The following is an 18448-nucleotide window of genomic DNA, read 5'->3' on the forward strand; positions in this document are numbered from 1 at the left end:
GATGTTCGCTGCATCGTTCCTCGGGACCTTGCGGCACGCACGGAACCGGACCACGGCGGAGCTGCGGAAGCGGCGGTATGACGACGCCGACGACGAGGCCTGGCGCGTCGTCGAGGACGCCCTGGATGCGGTCTGTGACCTCGTCGAGCTGAGCCTCCATGGCGTTCCGCTGCCGCCGGCCGCCGCAACCGGCGGGACTGCCTCACGGGACGCCGACGAGGCGATCGCGGCGCTCCTCGACCGGCGCTTCGAACGCGATCCCTGGAGCGACGGGGATCCCCCGCGGCCACCGACTGCCGCGGTCGAGACCGAGGACGAGAACGGTGACGAGGCTGAGGACGTTGATGAGGGCGAGGACGGTGACGGCACCGAGGACGGTGACGAGGCCGGGAGCGACCGTGAGGACCTGGCTCCCGACCGGATCGAAACGGTGGCGGGGACGACGATCGTGCCGCTATCGAGGACCGGCCCGCGGGCGGCGAACTGGGACGTCCTCTTCGATCGGCTGGTCACCCACGCGATCGCGGTGACGACCGAGTGTCGAAAGCTGGCCGGCAGACAACGCATCGACGGCGCCACCGACCTGGCGGCCGCCTGGGAGGGCGTCGCGGACCTGCTCGGCGATCTCGCGTCGTTCATCGCGTTCGTCCGCCGGGCGGCCGCCTGGACGAACGACCCGGACCCGGAGACGATCGACCGCTCGGAGGCCGCGTTCTCGGCCGCCCGGGCGTTGACCGACGAGACGACGACCACGACATGACACGGAACAATCTCAACCCGATCAAGACCGACGATCAACCGACGTCGCACATCCGCGTCGGGGCGAGCAAGGTCGGCGCCGACGCCGAGCTCGTCGAGGTCATCCACAACGACCGGAGCGCGTACTTCCGCGTCGAGACCGAGGACGACCAGATCGTGAGCAACATCGGCAACAAAGCCTACATCAACGCCAACGTCGAGCACCTCTTCGGCGGGATCGACTTCTCGGGCGGGGACAAGTTCGTCGTGGACGGCAACGCGAGCCTCGCGTCGGTTCCCGCGGCGGACTCGGCGACCATCCACCCGAAGACGGTCGCGCCGGACGTCCTCGAGGAGTACCTCCGGTCGGCGGAGTACCTCCTCCACCGGATCGAGGAGGTCGCCGAGATCCGGGGATCGCTCGTCCGGTTCACCGTCTCCGAGGCCGACCCCGGCGCCTACTCGACGCTCCGGATCACGGAGGACACCGACCTGGAGTTCGTCGACGAACCCGCGGAGCCGCCCCAACAGCCGGCCGGCGCGCGCGGCGGCGCGGGGCAACGCGGCGGTCCGGGCGCCCCCGGTGGACCGGGTGGCGGTGCGGGCGCCCCCGGCGGTGGCGGCGAGCGACCGGACGAGGGGACGACCGTTTCCATCGAGCCGACCGTCCCGACCGTGAACCTGGAGGAGGACGTCGCCGGCCTCGAGTCGGTTAAGGAAACGGCACGAATGCTGCTTGCCCTCTTCGACACCGAGGTGCGCGACCGGATCGTCGAGATGTACGGCGAGGAGTTCGCCGAGCGCGGCGGCAGCATGTTGTTGTACGGTCCGCCGGGCTGCGGCAAGACGCACGTCTCGGAGGCGATCGCCCACGAGGCCAAACACGAAACCGGGATCGAGGACCAGTACGGCGAGGTGGTCTTTCTAGAGATCCGCGGCAGCGACATCCAGTCGAAATACGCCGGCGAGGCCGAAAAGAACGTGAGCGCCGTCTTCTCACAGGCCCACCGGATAGCGAAGGAGGAGGGGTTCGCGGTCCTCTTTTTCGACGAGATCGAGACGCTCATCCCCGACCGCAGTGACGACAACCTCCAGCGACACGAACGCGCGTTGACGAACGCGTTCCTCCAGGAGATGAACGACGTCGAGGACAACCTGCTCGTGATCGGCGCGACGAACATGCCCTTCACGATCGACCCGGCGGCGACCCGGCGGTTCCCGATCCAGCAGTTCATCGAACAGCCGGACGAGCGCGTGATGTCGGAGGTCTGGCGCACCCAGCTCGCCTCGCTGCGGAACACCGACGACATCGACTTCGAGCGGCTCGGCGAGGCGTCCGTCGGCTACACCCCGGCGGAGGTGGCCGACCGCATTCTCGGGAGCGACCTCCAGCGTGAGCTCATCCGCAGCGTGATCGAGGGCGATCCCCAGGAGGTGACCACCGAGTACCTCCTCGACCGTCTCGAGGGGACCGAGCCGAAGACGGTCAGGCAGTACGTCTCGAGCGTCCGTGAGCAGCTCGACGACTTGGAGGGCTATCCGGAGATGCGCGATTACGTCCACGAACAGGCCGACGAGCTCGGGATCGACCTGCAGGGTGGTCCCGGCGCCGGCGGCGGCGCGCTCTCCTCGCTGCTTGCCGACCAGGACGGGGGTACAGGCGAGGACGAGGGAGGGAGCGCGGCCGTGGGATCCGATGGTGGTGATGCCGAACCCGGTGACGGGTCAGCCGGGGATGGTGCGATCGGGGCCGAATCGGCCGAATCGGCCGGAGCGGGGTCACCCAGCCCGACCGGAGATGGTCCGGTCAGCAACGCGGGCACGGGCACGACCGATCGGGGTGACGAGTGATGCCGGCCGGGACGGCCGAGTACGTCCGGACGTCCTCCTTCGAGGTCGGCGAACTCGACGCGTGGGCGGTCTCCGGCGATCGCGTCTGCATCCTCGCCAACGGGACGGAGGTGTACGTCGTCGGCGAGGAGCGCGATCAGATAACTCTTCCCGAACCCGCCGAAAGCGTCGCGTTGAGCGACCACCTCTACGCCGTCACCGACGACGGCGTCGACGCCTACAGCCTGTCGGGGACGCGACTGTGGCGGGTCTCGCTCCCGGAGGCGGTCCGCGTGGCTGCTCCCGGGGAAAGCGGGTTCGCGGTCGTCGTGACTGAGGACGACGAGCTGGTCGGCCTGGACGCGACGAGCGGCCAGGAGCGGTTCCGCGTCGACCGTCCCCACTCGGACGTCTCGGCGACGCCGGCGGTCGTCTGCACCGACGACGCGCTCGTGTTGGCCGCGTGGTCGTTTCTGTCGGTGTTGGGGCCGACCGGGGAGAGCCGGCTGCAGGAGCGCGTCGATGGCGCGATAAGCGACCTCGGGGTCGTCGGCGACACGATCGTCTGCGTGATGAAGGACGCCCGCTGTGTCGGGATCGACATCGAGACCGGCGAGCGGAAGTGGAGCCACGACTGGCAGGTCGATCGGATCGATCCCTTCGGTCGCGAGGAGATCATCCTCCGGACCGAGGGGGAAATCCGCGCGATCGACGCCGAGGGCGAGTGGACGCCGCTCGGACTCGATGACGGCCTCCCGGTGACCGCCGCCGGCGGCGAGCCGGTCTGTGTGATCGTCGACACGGTCGCGAACGTCTACCGCCGCCTCTCCGGGGAGTGGACGCTTGATGCGACCCTGCTGTCGGAGTCGCTGACCGCCGGTGCCGAGGCGATCCACGCGGAGCTGCACAACGTCGGCGACACTGCCGCCTCCGCCACGATCGCGATCGAACTGTCCGGCGCCCGGTGTTCGGATCCGACCCACCGGGTGACGCTCCTCGAGGACGACTCCGAGCGGGTCCGATTTCCGCTGTCGTCGATCGACGAGGAGACGGTTGATCTCACGATCACGGCGGACGAGGAGGTGATCCTCGAGGAGCGACTCCCGGTCACGGGCGGCAGCGAGTCGATCGACGTGACCGTCGAGCCGACGCGATTGACCCCGGAGGGACTCCGCGTGTCGGTGACGCTCGCGAACGAGACGAGCGTTCCCGTCGAGGACGTTCGGATCAACCCGATGGGCGAGCGCGTCGACCGGATCGACCCGAACGACGCCGTCACGCGCACCCTCGAGGCGCCGGCGGACGGAACGCTCACGATCGCCGATGCGACCGGCATCCGACGGACCGTCGACGTCCCCCGCCCGGAGGATCCGCTCTCAGCCAGCGGGTCCGTCGAGGAGGACGTCCTCGCGGTGCGGGTTCGCAACGACTCGCGGGCGACGGTCGTCGACGAGCTGACGATCGACGGCGACGCGCTTCCGACGTCGATCACGCGGACCTTCGAGGGCGCTCCCGAGAGCGTGCTGGAGCTGGTCGCCCCGCCCGTCGAGGACGGGACGAGCACGGTGTCGGTGGCCGGGCACTTCCTCGACGCCGACGTCGACCTCGAGATCCCGGAGTCGGCGGTCCTGAACGCCGCCACCGGAACGCACGCGCCACCGGCAGCCGCTCCCGACGGGAGTGCTCCCGGCGGAACGCCCGGAGGCCACAGCGCCGGCGGCGCCGGCGGCGCTCACGGCGACGCCGGGCCCGGAACCGGCGACCTCGAACTGGAACGCCGGATCGATCCCCTGCCGCCGATCGTGGGCGATCTCTGCATCGAGCATATCGACGTCGAGAACGTCGGCCACGGTCCCGAATCGGTCACCGTGACTACGCCCGACGCCGCGCCGGTGACGGAGACGATCCGTCCCGGGGAGTTCCGCACGTTCACCCGACTCCACGCCTTTACCGGCGTGGGCGACGACGTCGTCCCGCCGGTGGCCGTCGAAAGCGGCGGCGTCGAACGGACGGCGGGGGAGCTCGATACCGAACTCGAGATCCCGGAGTTGTACTGCCGGGGACTGCTGCTCCCCGACCGTGACGGGTACACCCTCGAGGTGACGGCGGTCAACACCGCCGAGAGCCGGCTCCGCGTGCGCGATCTCGAGCTCGAGCTCTACGAGTTCCGTGAACCGCCCGCGGAGATCCACGTCCCGCCCTACGAGGAGGTGACGGCGACCTACCGGGTCGATGGTCCCGACCCGAGCACCGTCGGCGGCTACGATACCGTGCGCTACGTCGCCGACGGGTCGGTCGCGCCCGCCCGCGACCTGGAGGTGCTCGTCGAGGCTCCGGTGGACGGGCCGGACGGGCTCGCCACGCTCACGGTCGCCGTCGATCCGGAGACGGCGCTCGATGCCGACGGCGGGACGGTCGCGATCGCCGTCGAAAACGACGGCGGGGCCACGGTGACCGACCTGTCGATCGCCGCCCGCGGCGATCAGGTCCGGACGATCCTCTATGAGGCCGACGACGTTCCCGAGCTCGGTCCCGGCGAGACCCACGTCCACTACGTCGACATCGAGACCGCCGAGGACGGGCTCGACGTGGCGCTCGACGTCGCCGGAACCGTCGGCGGCGCCGACCACGAGGAGACGATGTCGGTGGTCGGATCGCCGGAATCGGTCTCGATCGACCGCGAGACGGGCCGGAGCGGACCGGACCACTCCCCGCGCGTCTCGACCGACTTCGCGGTCGAGTAGGGATCCTGCACCGATCGCCGGCTTTCTTCCCCCGTTTCCGGTGCCGTGAGGAACCGGGATGTTCGGAATCTCATATCGATGTCAACCACCACAACACATATTATGATGTGGTGGATAACAACAGACGTCGATGGAACCCGATGGCGACGTGCGCGTGTTGGAAGACACGGAACGGCGCTTTGCGGACGGCACCGTTCTCCGTGTCCGCGTGCTGGCTGTGCCGGAGTCGGGGAAGTTTCCGGACGGCGTCAAGTACCGTCTTCATTACGGAACCGAAGACGGCGAGACTCTGATCCGGTACGACAACTCCCACGGAGTGCACGAACGACACACGCCCGATGGGCTCGACGACGACTACGGCTTCCCCGGCTACGACGCCGTCCAAGAGCGCTTCTGGGTCGCGGTCGAACGGTTGCACGCGGAGGGAAGCCACCACAGGACAACAGCAAACTATGACACCGAACACGCTCATCGTGACGGTTGAATCGATCGGCACCGTCCAGCAGCGCACTACCGAGGCGTTCCGGCAGGCGCTTGCTGGCGACGGCCCCGAGGAAGACGCTCCACACCGGCTGAGCTTCGAAACCACCGACCAGCTGGCGCAGGTCTTCACGCCGCGCGCGATCGACCTCCTTCAGGCGATCGCGCAAGCGGAGCCCGCGAGCATCCGCGAGGCCGCCCGGCTGGTCGGTCGGGACGTCAAGCAGGTCTCGGAGAACCTCGAACGGCTCGAAGCATACGACGTCGTGGAGTTCGTTGCGGAGGGGCGAGCGAAGCGCCCCGTCGTCCCCTACGACGAGATCGACATTCGGCTTCCGCTTCGGGGGACTGCGGAACGGGACGTTGCCCCGGCGTAGATGCAGTCGCTGCACACTATCTGACCGTCGGTGCTGGCGAAGAGACCGGTCGAGCGATCCGGCGGGGTGGATCAGTCTCCATGCCGGATGTGCTCCGTACCGGCACTCGATGGAGCGGTCGTCCGACCGATTTCGGCGATCGAGTGATCGGGGAGTTCGCGGTCGAACAACCGACGTCGATAGCCACCCCGTCCGTCCACGAGGACGGAGAACTGCGAAGAAGCGGACGCCCGTCCGGTTGCGAGCGGTTCGAACACACTCCACCGGTGAATACCGACGGGCAACCATCCGCGGGGATGTTCGGCCGACAGTATCAGTACTCGATCGCGCCGGCGTACCGGTCCAACAGGATGACGATCGCGCCGCCGAGGACGGCCGCGAGGCCGAACCGCGGCGCGACGGCGCTCCAGGAGGACCCCGACTCCTCGAGGACGCGTCCCACCTCGACGATCGGCGCGCGCAGCGCGCCGACGATCAGGCTGACGAGGAACGCGACGGTGGCGGCCCGGTTGGCCGCGAGCGCGCGGCGGACCGCATGCGCGACCGTGAACAGGCCGAGGACCCCGCCGCCACAGAAGACGACGACCGGCGGGGCGGCCTCGACCAGCGCGTCCGTCCCCGCCCCGGAGACCGCGCCGATGACGGCGTCCGTGAACGTCGAGAGGGCGTCGGTCATCCGTTCGTACTGGCCGAGGATCACGAGCACGAGCGACCCCGAGACGCCGGGCATCACCATCGCGCTCACGGCGAGCGCGCCCGCGAGGAAGACGACCGCGAGCCCGTCGCCGAGCGCGCCCGCGGCGTACCCCGAGACGAGGAAGGCCACGAGGAAGCCGGCGACTGCGGCGCCCTTCCGACCGGGCGTCGAGAGGTCGACCTCGTGGCGGAGGACGACGGCGGAGGCGGCGATCAGCCCGAAGAAGAACCCGAAGGTGGCGACCGGCGCGGCCTCGAGTAGGTGCTCGACGACGCGCAGGACGGTCACGATCGCGGTCCCGATGCCCGCCCCGAGCACGAGGAGGAACGGGCCGTCCATCTCCAGGAACGCCGCGCGGGCGTCCGGGAGGTTCGCCGGGCGCACGCCTGCGAGGACGCGCCGGGCGCGGTCGGGATCGATCGCGGTCACCGCGGCGATGAGCCGCTCGTAGATGCCCGTGATCAGCGCGAGCGTGCCGCCCGAGACGCCGGGGACCGCGTCCGCACACCCCATCGCGACCCCGCGCAGGTAGACGCCGAGCCACTCGGGGGCGTCGACCATCTAGGATGCGGCGGGCACGGGAGCGGCGGTCGACTCCCCGAGTGCGGCCGGGGCGACCCGGGAGGTCGTCGCGTTCCCGTCGTCGGTCGTGGCGCCGCCGTCGTCGGTGGTTCCGTCGGTCGTGGCGTCGCCGTCGTCGGTGGTCACGTTCTCGGTGGTGTTCCCGTCGGTCGTGTTTTCGTCGGTCGTGTTTTCGTCGGTAGCGTTCTCGTCGGTGGCGTTCTCGTCGTCCTCGAGCAGCGATTCCTCCTCGAGTTCGACCGTCGAGACTGCGTCGTTCTCGCCGACGACCTGGCCCTCGGTCACGGTGGCGTTGCCGGTAGCGTAGGTGAGGCTGCCGTTGCTCGCGGTCGGCGCGGTGCCGATCTGGTAGGGACCGGTCGCGCGGACGCTCACGTTGGTGTAGCCGTTCTCGGGGCCGTACTCGTCGTAGCCGGTCGTCGAGTAGGGGACGTGGAACGAGAACTCGCCGTTCTCGTCGGCGGTGGCGAACTGCCGGTAGACGAACGTCTCGTTGGAGTTCGGATAGGTCATCTCGACGGCCGCCTCGACCTCCTGGCCGGGCTCGGCGCCGGAGCCCTCGATGGTCGCGCCGGGGACCTTCTCGAAGGTCTTCACCCAGTTGGCCTGGGTGTCACGCAGCTGTGCGTTGAAGTACTGGCCGGCGTCCGACTCGGTCGCGTGGACCAGCCGGTACTGTTCGAGGGCGTCGACGCGCTCAGTTGGGACCGACCCGATGCCGCCGATCTGCGCGGTACCGCTTTGGTTCTCGACGAACGACTCCGCCTGGGACATCGAGTTGAAGGCCTGCGCGAACCGCTCGCCCTCGGTCTGCGGGACCGTCCGGACCGTGGTCTGCGATCCGTCGGCGGTCTGGACCGGCGTCTGGTCCCAGTTGAGCACGACCGGCTCGGGGTCCTTGGCGCTGCCGTGGTACTCGTAGAGCCGGACCATCAGGCTCTCGTAGTAGCGCTGCTCGCGCACCTGCGTGGCGACGCTGAGGCCGCCCTGCTGGTTCTGCTGGTAGATGGCCCCGAGGAAGTCGCTTTGCGTCTCGTTCCCGTCGTCGTAGAAGGTGACGGGCGCGGTGAACTTCGACTGCGGGTGGACCATCTGCCAGTCGACCATCACGTAGCGGGTGTGCTCGCCCTCCGTGCTCTGGCCCGCGAGGACGTCCTGCGCGCGCTCCTCGCTGGGCGCGAGCAGGAAGTTCGCGGCCCGGCCGGCGTTCTGCTGGAAGGGGTTCGCGTTGGGGATGCGCTCGGCCCGGGTGGTGATCCAGTGGCCGTAGTCCCACCACGACTGGACGCCGTAGGCGCCCTCGGGGTACTCGAAGTCGCCGTCTTCGGGGCGCTCGTAGGTGCCCTGGTACTCCATCGCGTTGTCGTGGCCCTCGAGCTCGCCGGGATGGGGCGTCTCCTCGTTCATCCACTGGAGGCTCTCGTCCCACTCGACGACGCTGCCGGGGCCGGTGTTCGCGCCGGCGGCCCACACCGGGGTGGCGGTCGCGACGAGCGGCGCGAACAGCACGAGCACGACCGCGCCGAGGATCATCACCTGCCACCCTTGGACGTCGTCGACGACCGCGGTCACGGACTTGCCGCGGACGTCGAGAGCGTCGATCGCGAGCTGGAACGTGTAGCCCGCGCCGACCGCGACGACGACCGCGAGGTAGTAGTTGAACCGGCCCTGGGTGAACGCCATCGCGAGGATGAACAGGCCCCAGACGACGAAGTAGAGCTCGCGGGCGGCGTAGCGTTCGAGGTAGGTCGCGCCCACGAGGAACGCGGTGGCGATCGCCATCCCGACGACCTGCCAGGAGAGCCCGACGAGGCCGCCGATCGCGTCGTAGGCGCTCGGGGCCACGTAGACGCTGCCGATGAGGACCGCGGCGGCGACGACGTAGCCCGTCTCGCGTGTATCGTCGCTGCGGATCAGCGGGCGCGCCAGGACGTAGAGGATCGCGGCCAGCGCGAAGAAGAACGCGAAGCCGTATTGGGAGATCACGAAGGGCGCGAACTCCGACTGCATCAACGGCGGCTGTGCCTCGCCGATGGTCCGGGTCGCGGCGGCGGTCGAGAAGGCGATGGTTCGCAGGAGGTTGTTCGCGATCGTTCCCCAGGCGGAGGGGACCGCGACCGCGAGGACGCCCACCGAGGCGACGATCAGGCCGCCGACCGCGGCGGGGTACGTCCGGACGTCCAGATCGCGGTCGTCCCACTGGCGCGCGAGGAACGCGAGGAACGCGCAGCCGACCGCGACACCGAGCGGAAGGACGACCTGTAACAGGGAGTACGCAGTCGTATTGAAGGTGAACTCGTTCAGCGGGATGATCATCAACAGGCCGGCAACACCCATCGAGACCGCGCCGACGAAGGCGATCGGCTCGGGGCTATCCTCGTGAACCACGTCGCTCGTGATCTTGATCACGAGGAAGATCCCGGTGAACCCGACCAGCATCACGCCGGGCTGCCAGGTGGCCATATATAAGGCGATCGCGAGGCCGGCCGCGGCCGCGTAGCCGATGGGTTTCTTGAGTGCGTTCCAGTCCTGGTCAACGACGAGTTCCCAGACGGGCTTCTCGCGTTCGGCGACGTCGAGCGCGAGGAAGACCGCGAGGACGGCCAGCGTGGAGAAGAGGACTTCGCCGGCGTGGTGGTCCGGGAAGCCGACCAGCGTCTGACTGAAGAAGGTGCCGGGGATGAGTCCGAGGATCGCCACCGCAATGACGGCGGAGAGGCGGTCGACGAACCGGCGCGCGATGAAGTAGGTCGGGATCGCGACCGCGGTGCCGACGATCGGCGCGATCACGAGCATCGCGCGCAGCAGGCCTTCCTCGCCGCCGCCGGTGATCGGCGTGGCGACGACGGAAAAGACGGCGATGATGTGGTCCCAGAGGGTGCCGAAGTGGCCCGGATCCGTGCCGAACGGGAATCCCGACCACGCCTCAAAGGGCATCGTGTTCGGCCAGTGTTCGAGGAGGTAGGACGTCTCCCGGAAGTGATACCAGGCGTCATTCCCGCGGAAGTACACCTGTCCGTCGACGATGAAGTTGCCGTACGCGCGGAGGCGCGAGTACAGCATCACCGCGAGGACCGCGACGATCGCGGGGACGTGGTACCACCGTTCGAGGAGGTCGAGAACGGAGGCGCCCGCGCGATCGCCAGGGTCAGTCTGATCGCTCATTGTCAGTGACGAGTCCCAAAATCCGCATAAGCCTTGTCATATCCCGATCGGAACGGGACGGAAGGTCTAAACGGGGACGTTTCCGTATGTCCGGTGTGAAGGTCTCGGTCATCCTCTGTACATACACGCTGGATATGTACGACCACTTCGCGGAGGCCGCGGACAGCGTGCTCTCGCAGACGCACGACGACGTGGAACTGGTGGTAGTCGTGGATGGGACTCCGGCGGTGTACGACCGCGTCGTCGAGGAGTACGGCGACCGCGAGAACGTCGTGATAGAGTGTAACGACGAGAACGTGGGACTGCTGGAGAGCCGGAACCGCGGCGCGGAGATCGCGTCGGGCGACGTGGTCACGTTCATCGACGACGACGCAGTCGCCGACGAGGAATGGGTCGAGCGGCTGGTCCACGCCTACGAGGAGAAGGACGCCATCGCGGCGGGCGGGAAGATGGTTCCTGAATGGGTCGCCGGGAAGCCGTCGTTCCTCCCCGAGGAGTTCTACTGGCTGGTGGGTGTTACACATCGCGGGTTTGCGGATGGACCCGGGGAAGTACGAAACACGTTCGGATCGAACATCTCGTTCCGGCGTGACGTGTTTCTGGAACTCGACGGGTTCGACATCGATATCGGCGGTCGGAAAGGTGATAAGAATCTGCAGGGCGGGGAGACCGAGTTATGCGCGCGAATGCGGGAAGAATACGGGCAGGGGGTATGGTACGACCCGGAGGCGGAAGTTGCACATAAGGTGTTCGAGTACCGGACAAGATTCTTCTGGTTGCTCGATCGAGCATTCTGGCAAGGATACTCGAAACGAGTAATGGAGTCATTCGTTGATAATGACGGGAGAGAAGAAAGTGATTATCTCAAGCGACTCGTAACAAACTTTGTGCCCGACCGTTTCCAATCTATATTCCGGAATTTGTCACTTTCCGATGTGAGTAAACTTCTCTCGATCTTCGTCTTTACTGGCTCTGTCGTAGTTGGATATTTTTACGCACATATACGATTAATAAGTGATTCATCTTCGTAATGAACCAATCTATTATAAACGACACAGCCAGGGAATTATCGTAATACAGAACATTCTGTACATAAGATTATATAATGAACAAATTCAATCGGAAAAATCAATGTCCTCTGAACAAGATCTCTGTATAGTCAGTCATCCTCTCGGCAACGGAGGTGGTACAGCACTCAAGTCGCTTCTTCGAGTTATTAAACCAAACGCGGATCCGTCGGTCGTTGTCCTCGGTGAGTATACTCCGGAGAACGACGGAATCGAACTAACCTCTGTCGGATCAGAGTATGGAAACCAGGGTATCATCTCAACAGTCTGTATCTTTCTTCTAAATCAAATCCGATTAGCGCGTCATCTTGCTTCCCGTCCCGAAGAAACGGTGTTGTTTTTCGGAGCAACGACATACCTGCTTCCGATTCTCGTTGCAAGGGCCGTAGGAAAGACTGTCGCAGTTGAACCTCGAGGTCATCTAGCCCGATCTCTGTATTTCGAGTTTCGAGATCGGCTACCAGATCCCATCGCAAGAGCGCTATCGGCAATGGTCTACATCCTTGATCGAACCGGAATGGTGATCGCGAATTATGTTATCACGCTTTCACCAGGTATGGCCTCTGACCTTGGGCTTGATCCAACGTCTCCAACTGTCTTGCCAAATGGTGCGTGGGATGTCGACCACAAGAAGTTCTCAATCGTTAATCCGCCTGCGAAACGCGAGAGAACGATCGCCTTTATTGGGCGATTTGAGCCCGAAAAAGGGATCGACAGAATGGTTACGATCACAGATGCAATCTCCTCAGAGACGACGGTCCGGTTCATTGGTGATGGATCCGGTCGGGAGCTTATTGAGCGTGAGCTTCACGAACCGATCAACACAGGACAGGTAATAATTGATGGCTGGGTTGACCACGATGAACTTCCGAATTTGCTTAATCAGTGCCGCCTGCTGGTAGTACCGTCGCGAACCGAGGGGTTACCAACGACAATCTTAGAGGCATTCGCGTGTGGTGTATCCGCAGCCGCAACACCGGTTGCTGGTATCCCTGACATCGTCCACGATGAAGAAACTGGGATCCACATCAACTCTGATACGCCTGAAAGAACAGCAGAACGGATCGATCAACTACTAGAGAGTGAATATATCGAATTAGGCAAAAGCGGACGTGATCTAGTTGAGTCAGAATATACCTTTCAGCAAGCCGTGGATCGGTATGAGAAAATTATCGAAACAATCTGTACGTAGGAGCAAAATAAGTTGAATATGGAGATCAAAATAGACGACGAGACGGAGGCGATCTTTCAAGAGCGAGCAAAACACTCGGAATATGAGTCAGCTGCTGAGTACGCAGCAATGGTATTGGAAGTCGTTGCTGAAGAATTAGCTGATGAGGAAACACCCAATGAAGAGATGCGAGATCGGCTTTCGGATCTTGGTTATCTTTAATTATTACTCGAACTGGTTTTCCCGAATGATACGTCGGATCCGTTCCCGCTCCGAAATTCGAGCGTTCATTTCCCGATAACTCACCGGTTGTTCACTCGCAGCCACATCTGAAGCAAATACCTCAGTAGCGACCTCTCCATCGAGATCACGGGGCAAGTCGTAACCCCGAAGATGGAGAATGGTAGGTGCGAGGTCAAGAATTGATAGTGGTTCTACCTCTCCTTCATCGAAGCTCGGTCCAGTGGCGGCGAATAATCCTTCCTGCTTGTTCTCAGCCGCCCAGCCATCATCCCGTGGTTCAGTGAATACTGTTTGCCGGCCAATGCTTCCTTTGATATGTATCCCTGGTGCTTGGTCCAGTACAAGGTCGGGACCGTCAGAAACGTATGACCCGGAATACACCTCCTCGGCTCTGTACACGTCACGAACAACTGACTCACCCGTTGGTGTTGTCAATTTACGGAGTTTAGTGATCAATTCCTTGCGAATACGTTCATACTTCTCGTTGTTCTCATCAACCGTCAGATATACTGGGCCTTGCCCACTTGCAAGTACGGTTGAGTGCTCCCAGTCAACGTTTGAGGTCTTGCTTTCGTGAATAAGTTCGCCGCTCTTGTCGGGAATAACGTTAAGGAGTTGCTGCGGAGCTAGACGCTTCGCGATATCTTGGAGACCGAAGGCTGAGATAATACGAAGTAGTCGATCTCGGTTGATTCCAATGCGGTGCATAAAACGAGCGGCCTTAGTATCAAGAGTTAAATAGTTCTCATTTTCAAGCCAGGTATTAACGTGAAAAACCCAGTTAATCGCGTTCGACCCGTGATCACTCATAAGGATTACGTCATACCCCTCATCAAGGAAGGTTCCTAGGTGTTCATCGATCACCTTCCATCCTCTGAGCGTGTACTCATCATCCCAAAAATAGTGCTGGAGGGAATTGATATAGAAAGTCGTCACTTGGAGGAACGTCAGGTCATATTCATAGAATAGATCACGGGCGACGGTAAAGCGTTGGTCAATGGCGTCAATGATTTCTTCGGCCGCGACATCAGGTGTCGCACGCAGTTCATTCTTGATCGTTACACGATAGTCGTATTTATCGCGGAGTTGTTGCTCAAGTTCCGGTGGATGGGCAAATCCTGCATTCGCGCCATCAGGTGCCCCCGCAATCAAGAACGGATCAACCTCTTTCGGTGGATACGTAGTTGGGACACCGATTACTCCCGGTCGATCGTCCTCCTGAAGAAGTTCCCAGAATTCCGGTTGTTGATTCTTTCGATCCTGTGGGTAAAAGACTCGTCGTTCATCCACGTCAATATTTTCCCACCAAAAAATGCCAAACTTACCTGGATTCTTTCCCGTAGCGTACGCTTTCCAATTTGGAGATGTGACTGGTGGAAGTACTGAATGAAGATCACCGTGTACCCCCGATTCAATCGCGTGTTTGATGTTTGGAAGCTTTCCCTCTTTGATCCAGGGGTTCAAGAGTTCAAAGTGGGCACCGTCTAATCCGAAGACAATGGTGGCCGGGCGAGAGTCAGTCATCATCTTCAATTTGTGTGAGCGACAAATATATTTTCTCACAGCGATTCGAAGTTATATCACCAGATGGCAGCTACGATTACCATCAGTCTTGAAGTTGAACTCGGCTGGGGTTTCCACGACCTCTCCGATCCTGGTGCTGTTCGTGAATTGAGTTCTGACGGAACAACTGAACGCGAGGCGATGACTTGGCTGCTCGATAAGTGTGAACAGTATGACATTCCGATCACCTTCGATATTGTCGGACATCTTCTACTTGATTCATGTTCCGGAAACCATCCGGGACCACATCCTGAAAGCTGGTTTGATCGCGATCCTGGAACCGATCTGTCGGCGGATCCTCTATTCTATGCACCAAAACTTGCCAAATCGATCAGGAATTCGGAGGTTAACCATGAACTGGCAACTCATACATTTAGTCACGTACTCTGTGATGAGGTTCGCCCAGAAGTAGTAACATGGGAACTCAACAAAGTGGACCAACTTCACGATGATCCTGTGAAATCATTTGTTCCTCCAAGACATCGATCCCCGCCACGGTCGGTCCTAACTGACCATAACATCAAGACATTACGGAAATCGTCCGAAAATGAACCACCCACTCATCCAGTTCGACGTTTTTTCTGGATGCTCACGCACGAATATGAACAGTCACAATTGTATACTGCAGATGGGCTGAGGATTACGTCGACGGATAGATTAATGACGCTCTCCTCAAATACACTCTCTCGAGGAGTATCACCTCCGCATCCCGCTTTTCAAATAATTCCGGAGCAGATCCGATCGCGCTGTCATCGTTCACGGTTACTCAGATCAGTCGAAACCGCCATAGCGGAGGACGGACATCTTCACCTTTGGAGTCACTTGTATAACCTCGCAAATGAAACGCAGCAAGGTCCGATCGAAGTGCTGTTCAAACGTCTTTCTGAGTATATATCAAAAGGATTAGTAGTCATCAAGACAATGGAATCACTCGCAAAAACGTAGGTTTATAATTTATCAATACATAACTTCAAATACATTTATTTCATATTCTATTTACTCTTTAGCGAGCGCTCAACGATTGTATCAGCAAATCCTTTCCAGGTGTGATTCCTCAGTACATATTCTCGCCCACGTTGACCCATTGCCTCTAATTCAGAGTCATCGAGTTCAGCTAACATTTCAATAGCTGTCGCAATATTCTCGGATGATACGGAGTCGACCAACTGGCCAATGTCTCGATCAGCTACAAACGTCATATCATCCACATTCTGAACTATTAATGGACGTTCACAGGCAAGATACTCAAAACACTTGATCGGTGTCGCTGACCCTTGGTGACTTACGCCGTACATCACATCACACGCAGATATGTATCGATACACCTCATCGTGCGGTACGTATCCAGTAAAATGTATACGGTCGATAATCCCGAGATCTTGGGCTGTCGAACGAAAGTCACCTAATCTAGGGCCGTCGCCTACTACGAGAATCTCAACATCGCATCTTCCAAGATCATTGACTGCCTCAAACAGTTCGGGGAGCGCGTGGTATGATTTCATGGTTCCAACAAATCCCACGACAAATGATGATTCACCAAGATCTGTATTGATCTCTTTCCTTGTACCCATCTTCGAAATAGGTCGGAATCGATCCGTATTCACGGCATTAAAAAGAACCACCGCTCCTTTCTGGTCGGAGCTTCTCAGTTGGTCTGTGTCCTGTTTAATCTCCTCACTCGCAGTGTAGACTTGGTCGGCAATTCGGACGTTATACTGATATACTCTCGTGAGGAGTGAACTAAACCGCAGCGTCTTGTAGTGATATCCTCGAGACAAGAGAACGTACGGAACATTCCGTCGAGAAGCAAAAAATGCTGGAGCGATGAGAAGTGGTGCCATTCTGGCGATAATCAGATCCGGGTCAATATCGTCCAAGGTAGCTCTCAATGCTTGAGATAGTCGAAGAAACGACAGTACGTGACGCACTCCATCGATGTTAATATCGGTCGAAGTGAAATGAATAAAATCATCGACAGCCTCCGCTAAGTCAGTAGCGTATTGTTTACTCGGCTCTGGACAAAGAACGGTTGTTTCGATGTCGGTATGATCACAGAGAGCAATAGCGATCTCCTTCGTTGCGACGTTGTGGCCCTCGGTTCCAGCCAGATCTGCTTTGGTAATAAACAGAACCCTTGCCTCGTCATAATTTGCTCGGTCACTCATTAATTAGAGATACCCCATATTCGACAATTGCTCCTGTGTCTCGTCATCTACGTCAATTCGATTGAGTTTTCCGAGTTTTTCTAAGCGATCCTCCGAAAAGTCAGCGACAGATTGTGGAGCCTCTTCGAATGCTGTGACTTCTCCATCACGCTCTGCGAAGCGCGTTCCGTCCGACTCACAGATCATCCTCCATTCATCCTCGTACGCTGCTACGGAATCTCGAACGACGCGTTGTGCAGCTGTATCCCGGTCCACGTTTGGGTGTTGCTCGTAGAAAGATTCATCGCCGAGTGCCGGGTATTCACATACGACACGAGGCGAACCCAACGCGGACGCGTCAATATTGTTGACTCCATTATTAGACTGGCTGACCTCAAGAACAACATCGTATATATCAGCTAGGGAGAACAATCCTTCAATAGAACTGGAGTCTAAGTTCGGATTGGAAATAACTAACGGAACACGACAGAGATCATCGCTCAGCGAAGCTTCGTGTCCGAATCGACGGTGTCCATAACGATCTTCATCACCGATATTCTCCCCGTGGTCCGATGTAACGATAACGAGCGTATCATCTCTGATATTATTTTTTTCAAGAGCGTCTAATAGTCGGCCAAGGTGACGATCAACCGACTCAACTTCACCCGCATACAGTTGTTGAAGAATCTCAATGTCGTCGTCGTCAACATCCCCATCTTCAACGCGGCGGATAAACTCCCACGGGTCCGCGATCTCGTCATTCAGCCGCTTTAATTCTAAATCATCAAGTGATTCGTCCAAATATTTTCGCTGCAGATCCTCCGGTGGAGCGTATGGCCGATGAGTATCCATATAGTTCGCAAAAATAAAAAACGGTTCGTCGGCAGCGGTTCCACGTTCAATGTAGTTGGTGATGGCCGTCGTGTTCCTCTCGGGTGTGTACGTTTCCTCTATTTCGTTACGGAATACGCTGTGTGGGACCTTCTGTAGCGGGGGAAATACCTCACGTGAAACGTGATTGAGAACGACAGAGACGAGGTTCGCGAGGCTCTTTACGGGATAACGGTGTGACAGTGAACGACGGAGGTAGTCAGTAAGAAGCGTGGATTTCGGATCGCCGTCATTGAGTTGACTTCGCAGGTTACTATAAACATCAAGACCTTCGACATAGGGTTCTGGACCCCGCGTTGATCGGAAATCATCGAAGGCCTCATCGAATCCCCACAGTGGGCTTGCAAATCCGTTTCCGGAGGCCCCGTAGCACAAGTAGCCCTCGTCTGATAATTCTTCGACAAGGTCGGTTGGAATGTTGGACTGACTCGGCTGCGTCACTCCGTGTTTATGCGGCGGTTCTCCAGTAAATAATGAAGCGTGAGATGGGAGTGACCACGTTGCTGGGGCGATAGCATTCTTGAACCAAACGTTGGATTGGCCCAACTCAACGAGATTTGGTGCGTACTCTTGCGCGTAATCAAGTCTACACGCATCCCACACTATGAAGAGGATATTGGGCTTTGTCCCCGAGACCATACGCGATTTCCAGCACAAGGGCGAATAACTGTTGTGATGACCTCGTAAGCTATATTGGTCCGACGACACCACTTCATCTGGATGAGCGAACAACTGGAACGAGTCCCGTTCACGGAC

Annotated in this window: 14 protein-coding genes; 9 read left to right on the plus strand and 5 right to left on the minus strand. The window is 60.5% G+C overall.

Annotation, left to right across the window (positions count from 1 at the left end; genetic code table 11):
* Position 1: 1 nt before the first annotated feature.
* From BLW38_RS06065 to BLW38_RS06085, 5 genes are all read left to right on the plus strand, one after another.
* Positions 2 to 760 (plus strand): hypothetical protein, encoded by a 759-nt coding sequence (locus tag BLW38_RS06065; RefSeq protein ID WP_092816005.1) that lies wholly within the window; start codon positions 2 to 4, stop codon positions 758 to 760.
* The gene (locus BLW38_RS06070; protein ID WP_092816007.1) at positions 757 to 2589 is read left to right on the plus strand and encodes an ATP-binding protein; all 1833 of its coding nucleotides are present in this window, start codon (positions 757 to 759) and stop codon (positions 2587 to 2589) included. The genes BLW38_RS06065 and BLW38_RS06070 overlap by 4 nt, the downstream gene beginning before the upstream one ends.
* Positions 2589 to 5312 (plus strand): outer membrane protein assembly factor BamB family protein, encoded by a 2724-nt coding sequence (locus tag BLW38_RS06075; protein ID WP_092816009.1) that lies wholly within the window; start codon positions 2589 to 2591, stop codon positions 5310 to 5312. The genes BLW38_RS06070 and BLW38_RS06075 overlap by 1 nt, the downstream gene beginning before the upstream one ends.
* A gap of 130 nt (positions 5313 to 5442) precedes the next feature.
* Entirely contained in the window at positions 5443 to 5796 is a 354-nt protein-coding gene (locus tag BLW38_RS06080; RefSeq protein ID WP_218143034.1) for a toxin-antitoxin system TumE family protein, read from the plus strand.
* Positions 5765 to 6169: an HVO_A0114 family putative DNA-binding protein gene (locus tag BLW38_RS06085; protein ID WP_092816011.1), complete on the plus strand. Its 405-nt coding sequence runs from the start codon at positions 5765 to 5767 to the stop codon at positions 6167 to 6169. The genes BLW38_RS06080 and BLW38_RS06085 overlap by 32 nt, the downstream gene beginning before the upstream one ends.
* 313 nt (positions 6170 to 6482) lie before the next feature.
* Here the strand turns inward: BLW38_RS06085 and BLW38_RS06095 are convergent, their stop codons facing one another.
* The gene (locus BLW38_RS06095; RefSeq protein ID WP_092816015.1) at positions 6483 to 7427 is read right to left on the minus strand and encodes a DUF368 domain-containing protein; all 945 of its coding nucleotides are present in this window, start codon (positions 7425 to 7427) and stop codon (positions 6483 to 6485) included.
* Positions 7428 to 10613, minus strand: coding sequence for an oligosaccharyl transferase, archaeosortase A system-associated (locus BLW38_RS06100; RefSeq protein ID WP_092816017.1), 3186 nt, complete (start codon positions 10611 to 10613; stop codon positions 7428 to 7430).
* A gap of 95 nt (positions 10614 to 10708) precedes the next feature.
* On the opposite strand from BLW38_RS06100, the gene aglG reads away from it, so the two are divergent.
* The 3 genes from aglG to BLW38_RS06115 all read left to right on the plus strand — a co-directional run bounded on the left by aglG (position 10709) and on the right by BLW38_RS06115 (position 13073).
* Complete coding sequence (aglG, locus tag BLW38_RS06105; protein WP_092816441.1) at positions 10709 to 11644, plus strand: glucosyl-dolichyl phosphate glucuronosyltransferase; 936 nt, start codon at positions 10709 to 10711, stop codon at positions 11642 to 11644.
* Positions 11645 to 12170: 526 nt separating this feature from the next.
* Positions 12171 to 12872 (plus strand): glycosyltransferase family 4 protein, encoded by a 702-nt coding sequence (locus tag BLW38_RS16185; protein ID WP_177167448.1) that lies wholly within the window; start codon positions 12171 to 12173, stop codon positions 12870 to 12872.
* Positions 12873 to 12890: 18 nt separating this feature from the next.
* Positions 12891 to 13073 (plus strand): hypothetical protein, encoded by a 183-nt coding sequence (locus tag BLW38_RS06115; RefSeq protein ID WP_092816021.1) that lies wholly within the window; start codon positions 12891 to 12893, stop codon positions 13071 to 13073.
* A gap of 3 nt (positions 13074 to 13076) precedes the next feature.
* On the opposite strand, the gene BLW38_RS06120 is transcribed toward BLW38_RS06115, so the two are convergent.
* Positions 13077 to 14618 (minus strand): alkaline phosphatase family protein, encoded by a 1542-nt coding sequence (locus BLW38_RS06120; protein WP_177167449.1) that lies wholly within the window; start codon positions 14616 to 14618, stop codon positions 13077 to 13079.
* A gap of 63 nt (positions 14619 to 14681) precedes the next feature.
* On the opposite strand from BLW38_RS06120, the gene BLW38_RS15745 reads away from it, so the two are divergent.
* Entirely contained in the window at positions 14682 to 15602 is a 921-nt protein-coding gene (locus BLW38_RS15745; protein WP_143040820.1) for a polysaccharide deacetylase family protein, read from the plus strand.
* Positions 15603 to 15649: 47 nt separating this feature from the next.
* On the opposite strand, the gene BLW38_RS06130 is transcribed toward BLW38_RS15745, so the two are convergent.
* Both BLW38_RS06130 and BLW38_RS06135 read right to left on the minus strand, forming a co-directional pair.
* Positions 15650 to 16822, minus strand: coding sequence for a glycosyltransferase (locus BLW38_RS06130; RefSeq protein ID WP_092816027.1), 1173 nt, complete (start codon positions 16820 to 16822; stop codon positions 15650 to 15652).
* Positions 16823 to 16825: 3 nt separating this feature from the next.
* Entirely contained in the window at positions 16826 to 18331 is a 1506-nt protein-coding gene (locus tag BLW38_RS06135; protein ID WP_177167450.1) for a sulfatase, read from the minus strand.
* Between the last annotated feature and the right edge of the window lie 117 nt (positions 18332 to 18448).

This window comes from Halopenitus malekzadehii (assembly GCF_900108505.1).
Taxonomy (GTDB): Archaea; Halobacteriota; Halobacteria; order Halobacteriales; family Haloferacaceae; genus Halopenitus; species Halopenitus malekzadehii.